We start from the raw sequence: 8320 nt of genomic DNA on the forward strand, positions 1-8320 counted from the left end.
ACTCTTTCCGCCGCCAGCATTCCAGCCGCGCGGCGCTGTTCCCTCTCATTTTCTCAGGTCGACACAGACCAGCGCCGTCTCGTTTCGGGCATAGAGGCGGCCCCGGGCCAGGGCCGGATAGGCACGCACCGTGCCCTCCAGAACCTTGGCGCGCGAGATCACCCGGAATTCCTCGGGATCGGCCGCGGCCAGGATCAATTCACCCCGCTCGGTCAGGACCAAAAGCCGGTCGCCGGCCAGGGTGACGGTCCCGGCACGCAACCCGCCCTGATTCCACTTGACCCGTCCCGTTTCCCACTCGACGCAACGCAGGCTGGGACCGTATTCCTGGCGGCCGTGAAAACCGTAGAGATAGCCGTCCCGGTAGACGCTGGTGGCATAGTGGTTGCTGAGGGCGTCGTTGGAAGTCCAGATTTTTGCGGGCGACTCTCCGGCGGCATCCAGCAGCAGGGCGCCGGTGCTGTAGCTGGCCGACACGAAGATCCGGTCGCCGACGATGAGGGGAACGGCCGCGTTGACCGAAGCCCGGCTTCGCGACCGCCAGCGTACTCGGAAGCCGACTCTTCCGTTGGCCGGGTCGATGGAGACCACGCCGTATCGGGTGAAGGAGACGATCCACGGCCTGCCCCCGATGGAGGCGTGCACCGGAGAGGAGTAGCCCGCCTCGTCGTCGGTGGCCTTCCAGAGGGTCCGTCCCGTGTCGGCGTCGAACGCCACGACGCCGGCGCCTTGGGCGCCCACATGGACGAAAACGGCCCCGTCCCGGACCAGTGGGGAACAGGCTGCGCCGAAGAAGCCCTTGCGCGGTCGGAATTGGGACCGGGTGTCCACCTGCCAGATGCGGTTGCCCGAACCCAGGCCCAGGCATTGGAGGATTCCCTGAGCGCCGAAGGTGTAGATCCGGTCGCCGTCCGCCGCCGGACTGGCCCGGGGCCCCTCGTCGAAGCCGAAGTCATCCCGGTAGTCGGTCGGGTAGGAGAAGGTCCACAACTCCCGGCCGTCGTCCGCTCCCAAGGCATCCACGACGTCCCGGCCGTCCACCCGGTGAAAGAGGATCAGGGTGCCGCCCGCCACGATGGGGTTGGCGAACCCTTGTCCGGCCTCCCGCTTCCAGAGCACGCGTGGTCCCGAAGCGGGCCACTGGCGGGCCAGGTCCTTCCCGGCATAGACGCCGTCTCGAGTCGGTCCCAGAAACTGGGGCCAGTCGCCGGCCCGCAGCCCGCCGAGACAGAACGCCAACACGATATTGAGGCAGATTCCCGGGAGGAACTGCGATCCCTTGCGCCGGAGATGCGGAGTTTCGGACATTTCAGTTGGACTCACTCAGTTCTTCCGCCTGCCGGATCATGTCCTCGGTCATGGAGAGGCCAGTATTCCAGAAATCGGGGTCGGTGAGGTCCACGCCCATGGGCTGGAACATGACGTGCGGCCAGTCCGAGCCTCCGGCCTCCAGGAGCTCCAGATACTCCTCGGCGAATCCGTTCGCGTCCTGCTTGTAGCGGCCGTACAGGGCCAGGACCAACAGCTTGCCGAAAGCATAGGCGTAGACATACCCGGGGGTGTGGATGAAATGGGGGATGTAGCTCCACCAGGTGCTGTAGTGCTCTCCCAGGTGAACGCTTCCCCGGAACATCTCCTCCTGAGTTTCCATCCAGAGTTCATTGAATCGCTCGACCGACAGCTCACCTTCGTCCCGCCGCGCGTTGTGCGTCCGCTCCTCGAAGCGATGCAGGGCGATCTGCCGGAAGACGGTGGCCATGGTGTCGTCGATGTTGCCGACCAGGATGGACAGCCGGACCCCGGGCTCCGGCTCGTTGCGGAGCAGGTGATCGAAGACCAGCATCTCCCCGAAGACGGAGGCCGTCTCCGAAGTGGTCAGGGGCGGACGGGATTGCAGGTAGCCCTGGGTTCGGGAGAGGTACTGGTGGACCCCGTGCCCCAGTTCGTGGGCCAGGACCTGCACGTCGCGAATGTTTCCCGTGTAGTTCATCATGACGTAGGGGTGAACCGGGGGGACGGTCTGATGACTGAAGGCGCCCCCCGATTTTCCCGGATTGGGCGGAGCGTCGATCCAGCGTTCGTCGAAGAAACGGGCGGCGATGGATTCCATGGAGGGATGGAATGCCCCGTACGCCTCCAGGACGGTTTCACGGGCGGTGGCCCACGAATACCGGGCGGTGGCCGTGCCGACGGGGGCGTAGCGGTCATAGTCCCGGGAGACGTCCAGGTTCAACAGGCGCTGCTTGAGCCGGTAGTGGCGGGCCGCCAGGTCGTAGCGTCCGGTCACCGCCTTCACCAGGACCTGGACGGCGTCATCGCTGATCTCGTTGTCCAGATTCCGGCTGGCCAACCAGTGGGGATATTTCCTGAGCCGGTCGTCGGAGGCCTTGTCGGCCAGCATGGTGTTGGAGATGAAGGCCATCTCGCTGACCCGCTCTTCCAGACCCCGGCTGAAGGCCAACGCCGATTCCCGCCTCACCTCCCGGTCCGGGTCATAGAGGCGGGAGAGCAGTTCCTCGCGGGTCAGCTTGCGATCCCCGCAGGTATAGCGGGCGGCACCGTGCATCTGGTCGAAGAGGCGATTCCACGCGGACCTGCCGGTCACCCGCTTTTCCGCCAGGATCTTCTCTTCCGGCTCGCTCAGGACGTGGGGAGCCCGCAGCCGCTCCACCTCCAGGTAGTGCCGGAAGGGTTGCAGCTCCCGGCTGGAAAGCAACTCGGCCGCCCGCCCCTCGTCCAATTGCAGCCACTCCAGTTCGAAGAATAGGATCTTGCGGACCAGTTGCGTCGAGGCTTCCCGCGTCTTCTGCAGGATGGCGCCGCGGCGGGAATCCTGCGTATCGGTGCACCAGTGCAGGTAGGCATAGGAGCCGGCCCGTCCCAAACCGACCTGCAAAGCCTCGTACTCGCGGACGGCCTGAGCCAGCTCACGGCCGTCGAGGCGACCCACCCGACCCCGATACCGCTCGGCGAAACCGGCCGCTTGGTCCTGCGTCCGCTCCAGATCCCTCTCCAGGGCGTCGGGGCCGGGATAGAGGTCGTCCAGGTTCCAGTGAACCCCTTCGGCGCCGGTGCGCCCGTTGGCGCCTCCGTTCGGTTCTTCCGGCCCCAACAGAGACAGAGGCGGCCTTCCCGCATGCATTGCCCTAGATTAGCAGCCCCGTCCGTCCACAACAGTCCGGGATGCTGCAGCACTTCCCTCAATTCTTGGCTCGAAGCTCTCAGCAGACCGGTATACTGCCGCCACCGGGAGCGGGTGACACGTCAGGAGGGAAGTCCATGAAGGCGCGGTTCATGTTCGAGAGGCAGTTGATCGTTCTGAGCCTGCTGGGGTTGGCGATCTGTATTTCGGTCCGGGCGCAGGGGTTCGACGACATCAAGCGGCAAGCTCCGGTCCGGGAGTTGGGTCCCGAGCGGCAGCTCTTCCTGGACGACTGGCTCATCGACCGGATCGAGAACGCAGCCCGTTGGGTCCACGTTGCGCGGAAGGCGCCGGAGAATCCGATCTTCAAGGCGGAACGGCCCTGGGAGGGCAACCGGGTCCTCTACTCCAACGTGATTTACGACGAGAAGGAGCGTCTTTACAAACTCTGGTACAACGTCCGGCCCGAATCCACGAACTATCTTTGCCTCGCCACCTCGGCGGACGGGATTCGATTCCGGCGTCCCGAACTGGGGCTCCGGGAATTCCAGGGAAGCCGCAAGAACAACCTGTTGGTCATACCGGAGGACATCACCGAGATCAGGGTCTTCCATGACGATCACGACCCGGAGCGCCCTTACAAGATGGCCTTCATGAAATACGACACCTACGGCATCGGTGTCGGCTGGTCTTCCGACGGGCATCGCTGGGAGTCGCACCCGTATCCGGTGATCGTGCCCGCCGGCGACGGGCTTTCGACCCCCTTCTGGGATCAGCGCCGCGAGCGCTACGTCTACTATCACCGTCCCAACGCCGGTCACGTCCTGCGCTGGTCCAAGATCCGGACTCCGGAAGCCTACCCCACGCGGGTCGTCGGTCTGGCGGAGAGTTTCAACTTCACCCTTTGGACCGATCTCAAGGAGGTCGTGGTGCCTGACGAGCGGGACGGCGCCGGCACGGAGTTCTACTACATGCCCGTCTTTCCCTATGAGAGCGGGTACGTGGGGATGCTGATCGTCTATCACGAATACACGGGCGACCCCGAATTCATGGACGGTTTCAACTTCACGCTGGACGCCCAGCTCACCTTCAGCCGGGACGGCAAGAAGTGGACGCGGGTCGGCGACCGGCACATCTTTCTCAAGGGGACCCCGGGAACCTGGGAAGGCAAGCGGGTCTATCCCGAGTGCGCCGTCTTGAGGGACGAGGAGATCCGGATCTACTACCGGGGCTCCAGCGTGCCCCATCGCAACCTCTTCGCATTGGTCGGAACCGAATACAAGGGCCGCATCCTGGAAGGGGACGCCTTGGGCCTTGCCCGTCTGCGGCCGGATGGATTCGTCTCGGTCCGCGCCGGAGAGGAAGAAGGCCTCCTGACCACCTGGCCCCTCCGCTTCCAGGGAGGCGAGCTTCGGGTGAACGCCGACGCCGCTGGAGGATCCCTGAGGGTCGAGGCGCTCACTCAGTTCGGCAAGCCGCTCGCCGGTTTCGAGCGGGAGGCCTGCCGGCCCATCGAGGGAAACGGAGTGGGCCAGAAGGTCCAGTGGGACGGCGGGCGCCGTCTGGATGAGTTGGACCAGCCGGTGCGGCTCCGTTTCATCCTGAAGAACGCGGATCTCTATTCTTTCCAGATCCGGTGACGCTGGTCAGGGCGGCGGCGTATGCGCGCCACGTGGCCTCGTCGAAGAGGACGAATCGGACCAGTTCCGGGGACCTGCGTTCCTCCAGAAACTCGATGACGGCGGAAACGGCGGTCCGGGCGGCCTTGATCACCGGATAGCGGTACGCTCCGGTCGATAGGGAAGGGAAGGCGATGCCGCGGCACTCGTGGGTCACCGCCGCATCCAGGCAGCAGCGGTAGGCGGAGGCCAGCAGAGCGGGTTCGCCCTGGCTTCCGCCCTTCCAGACCGGTCCCACGGCGTGGATGACGAAGCGGCTCGGGAGGTCTCCCGCTCCGGTGATGACGGCCCGGCCCGTGGGGCAGCCCTGGGGATACCGGCGGCGGGTCTCCTCCATGATGGCGGGCCCGCCGCGCCGGTGAATGGCGCCGTCCACCCCGCCTCCACCCGCCAGCCGCCGGTTGGCGGCGTTGACGATGGCGTCCACCTGCTGGAGGGTGATGTCCCCCTGGACCAATTCCAGGACACTACCCTCCAGCCGAAGTTGCATTTGCCAGCGCCCGTATCAGGTTGATCGCCGAATGCCGTGACGGCTTTTGCCGGGGATTGTCACGAAAGGGCTTCGTATTCCCTGCGGATCTCGGTGAAGTGCTCCCACTCCTCTTCGGCGAACTTCATGAAGATCTCCTTGCCCTGGGTGTCCTCGAACTTGTCGGCGTAGTCGTGGAAGAAGTCGTAGGCGTCCTTCTCCATCTTCATGGCGATCTTCAACGCCTCGGCCGCAGTCAGGTTGTCCCGAAGCTGAGCCTTGATCTGGTCCTTTCCGGGAAAGATCCGTTTCAAGGTATCGAAGTCGAAATCCAGGAAGACCGGCGCATTCAGCACCCTTTCGTCATCGGCGACCAGCCGATCCCATTGCGCCTGAAGCTGCTTCAGATGACTCTCCTCATCCTCCAGCATTCTGAGAAACGTGGACTTGGTCGAGGCGTGGCTCACCAGCTCGGAGGCGGTGCTGTAGAAGTTGACGCCCCGTTTTTCGGTCGCTATGGCGATCCGCAAGGCGTCCCGGGCAAAGACCAGATCGGATCTCACCGGTTCCAGGTGGGCCTCGACCTTGTTCTGGCACTCTTCACAAACTCCGAAGATCTGTAGCTGATGCTGGACCGGATTGAACCCGTAGTTGGAGACGATGCGGGACTGGACCTGCTCCAGTTCGGGACTCAGGAACTCGATGGTGCCTTGACATTTGACGCACACCATATGGTGGTGGTGGGGCCTCTTGTACTGAGGCTCGAAGCGCGTCCGCCCGTCGTGCAGGTCGACTTCACGGGCCAACCCGCAGGCGGTCAGGGCCTTGAGCGTGCGGAAGACAGTCGCCGCCCCGATCCGCCGATCGCTCTGCTTGACCAGTTGATGTAGCTCATCTATGCTCACGTGGCCGCTGGTCTGGAGGAAGCTCTGCACCACCTTCCGGCGTTGGTGGGTCATGCGTAGACCCCGTTCTTTCAGGTATTTGGAGAAGATCTCCATCTCTTCCGAGATTTTTCTGGCAGCGCCCATGAGTGGGGTTCATTCTCGGAAATCCAGCAATCGTTTTCAAGTTTCGTGCGGGCCGTCTCCAGACGTTCTCGGGTAAGGATGTGAATGATGCAGCGTAGTGTTCCTCGAGTCGATTCGTTCGTAGACGGGGTTCGGGCACCTTCCAACTCGTCCCGGTGCGGAGAATTGCGAAACCCGGGGACCGGAGAACTTCTGGCCCATGTCCCCTTCGCCACCAGGGCGGAAGTCGACGAGGTCGTCGCTTCGTCCGCGGCGGCGTTCCCCGGCTGGCGCGACACCCCCGTGGTGGAGCGCTGCCGGATCCTGTTCCGCTACAAGCAGCTCCTGGAAGAAAATCTTGAGGAGCTGGCCGAATGGATCTCGCGGGAAAACGGCAAGATCCCGGAGGAAGCGCAAGGGTCGGTTCGGCGAGGCATCGAGGTGGTGGAGTTCGCCTGCGGCATGTCCACCCTGATCCAGGGCTCGACGGTGGAGAACGTCTCCCGAGGTCTGGATTGCGCCAGTTTCCGGCAGCCGCTGGGTGTGTGCGCCGGGATCACGCCCTTCAACTTTCCCGCCATGGTGCCCATGTGGCTTTATCCCGTCGCCATCGCCTGCGGCAACGCGTTCGTTCTGAAGCCGTCCGAGAAGGTGCCGGGCGCCGCGTTGCGCCTGGCGGAGTTGTTCGCGGAGGCCGGACTCCCCCCCGGCGTCTTCAACGTCGTCCAGGGGGACCGGGAAGCGGTGGAGGCGTTGGTGGAAAACGTGTCCGTCCGCGCGGTGTCCTTCGTCGGCTCGGCCCCCGTGGCCCGCTATGTCTATGAGGCGGCCAGCATGGCCGGCAAGAGGGTGCAGGCGTTGGCCGGCGCCAAGAATCACCTGGTGGCCATGCCGGACTGCAATCTGGACAAGACGGCCGACGCCATCATCGGTTCCGCGTTCGGATCTGCAGGAGAGCGGTGCATGGCCATCAGCGCCGTGGTGACGGTGGGAGAGGTTCACGAACCTCTGATGGAGAAGGTCAGGGCCCGCGCGGAAAGCTTGCAATTGGGCGCGGCCGCGGACGGCGGAAGCGACCTGGGACCGTTGATCTCCGGTCCTCACCGGGAGCGCGTGCTGGAATACATTGAGACGGGACTGGATGAGGGAGCCCGACTCGCTCTGGACGGCCGCTGTCACAGCGGAGTCGACGACCTGTCCGGGTATTTTCTGGGTCCCAGCATCTTCGACGGCGTCTCACCGAAGATGAAGATCTACCAGGACGAGATCTTCGGACCTGTTCTCTGCGTCATCCAGGCCGAGGACCTGGATGAGGCCATCGAAGTGGTCAACGCCAACCGGTTCGGCAACGGAACCGCCATCTTCACCGAGAGCGGGTGGGCGGCCCGGGAATACCAGAACCGGGTTCAGGTGGGGATGGTGGGAATCAACGTCGGAGTTCCGGTGCCTCTCGCCTTTTTCTCCTTCTCCGGGTGGAGAGGTTCCTTTTTCGGCGACCTGCATGCCCACGGCCGGGACGGAGTGAATTTCTACACCGAGCAGAAGGTGGTCAGTTCCCGCTGGTTCGGTAGCGGTTGACCCGGTATTGCCGAGTCCGGTGCCAACGGCGTTTCCCACACCGGGGGCGAGGACACGGCTCAAACGTCGAATCTTCGTCCCTGTCCTTGACGGTAAGCTTCGGAGCACCCCACCAACCGACAGTCTTCGGGGCATCCACCATATGCCATGATGATTTTCTGGGGTGATGACTAGGTCGAGACCACAAAGGGGCTCGACATCTTGGGCGTCAGGCGCATCGATCAGGACATCGAACTGGGCTTGGTGAACGGCATTACGACCATCTCCCCACGGGCTCGATACCTATCGATACTGACTTGGTCGATTGGAGAGTTTCTGGTCGAGCGAGCCGAAGTCGGGTTCGATTGGGACCGTTTTCTGACCTATCTTCGAAGGATCGAATTCGTGACTCTAGCCCAAGTTTACCGTGTTGGATGAGAGATCTCATCTAAGTTATTTCTTT

Annotated in this window: 7 protein-coding genes; 3 read left to right on the top strand and 4 right to left on the bottom strand. The window is 63.7% G+C overall.

What is annotated here, in order from left to right:
• Positions 1 to 45 precede the first annotated feature (45 nt).
• Together OXT71_04190 and OXT71_04195 are read right to left on the bottom strand one after the other, a co-directional pair.
• The gene (locus OXT71_04190) at positions 46 to 1323 is read right to left on the bottom strand and encodes a PQQ-binding-like beta-propeller repeat protein (GenBank protein ID MDE2925579.1); all 1278 of its coding nucleotides are present in this window, start codon (positions 1321 to 1323) and stop codon (positions 46 to 48) included.
• Complete coding sequence (locus tag OXT71_04195; GenBank protein MDE2925580.1) at positions 1310 to 3142, bottom strand: M3 family oligoendopeptidase; 1833 nt, start codon at positions 3140 to 3142, stop codon at positions 1310 to 1312. The genes OXT71_04190 and OXT71_04195 overlap by 14 nt, the downstream gene beginning before the upstream one ends.
• Before the next feature lie 137 nt (positions 3143 to 3279).
• Here OXT71_04195 and OXT71_04200 point away from each other — a divergent pair, with 137 nt between their 5' ends.
• Positions 3280 to 4782, top strand: coding sequence for a hypothetical protein (locus OXT71_04200; GenBank protein ID MDE2925581.1), 1503 nt, complete (start codon positions 3280 to 3282; stop codon positions 4780 to 4782).
• Here the strand turns inward: OXT71_04200 and OXT71_04205 are convergent.
• Positions 4739 to 5311 carry an O-acetyl-ADP-ribose deacetylase gene (locus tag OXT71_04205; protein MDE2925582.1) on the bottom strand — a complete coding sequence of 191 codons (573 nt, stop codon included), beginning with the start codon at positions 5309 to 5311 and terminating at the stop codon, positions 4739 to 4741. The two genes, OXT71_04200 and OXT71_04205, sit on opposite strands and share 44 nt — an antisense overlap.
• A gap of 59 nt (positions 5312 to 5370) precedes the next feature.
• Complete coding sequence (locus OXT71_04210; GenBank protein MDE2925583.1) at positions 5371 to 6321, bottom strand: transcriptional repressor; 951 nt, start codon at positions 6319 to 6321, stop codon at positions 5371 to 5373.
• Between the two features lie 87 nt (positions 6322 to 6408).
• On the opposite strand from OXT71_04210, the gene OXT71_04215 reads away from it, so the two are divergent.
• Together OXT71_04215 and OXT71_04220 are read left to right on the top strand one after the other, a co-directional pair.
• Entirely contained in the window at positions 6409 to 7878 is a 1470-nt protein-coding gene (locus tag OXT71_04215) for a CoA-acylating methylmalonate-semialdehyde dehydrogenase (protein ID MDE2925584.1), read from the top strand.
• A gap of 201 nt (positions 7879 to 8079) precedes the next feature.
• Positions 8080 to 8295, top strand: a complete 216-nt coding sequence (locus OXT71_04220) for a hypothetical protein (protein MDE2925585.1) — start codon at positions 8080 to 8082, stop codon at positions 8293 to 8295.
• Positions 8296 to 8320 lie beyond the last annotated feature (25 nt).

This window comes from Acidobacteriota bacterium (assembly GCA_028874215.1).
Classification (GTDB): domain Bacteria; phylum Acidobacteriota; class UBA6911; order RPQK01; family JAJDTT01; genus JAJDTT01.

Bases quoted from the DNA above. Each gene is read 5' to 3' on its own strand.
- OXT71_04215 (MDE2925584.1), top strand. From the start codon at position 6,409: ATGCAGCGTAGTGTTCCTCGAGTCGATTCGTTCGTAGACGGGGTTCGG.
- OXT71_04205 (MDE2925582.1), bottom strand. From the start codon at position 5,311: ATGCAACTTCGGCTGGAGGGTAGTGTCCTGGAATTGGTCCAGGGGGAC.
- OXT71_04200 (MDE2925581.1), top strand. From the start codon at position 3,280: ATGAAGGCGCGGTTCATGTTCGAGAGGCAGTTGATCGTTCTGAGCCTG.
- OXT71_04210 (MDE2925583.1), bottom strand. From the start codon at position 6,321: ATGGGCGCTGCCAGAAAAATCTCGGAAGAGATGGAGATCTTCTCCAAA.
- OXT71_04195 (MDE2925580.1), bottom strand. From the start codon at position 3,142: ATGCATGCGGGAAGGCCGCCTCTGTCTCTGTTGGGGCCGGAAGAACCG.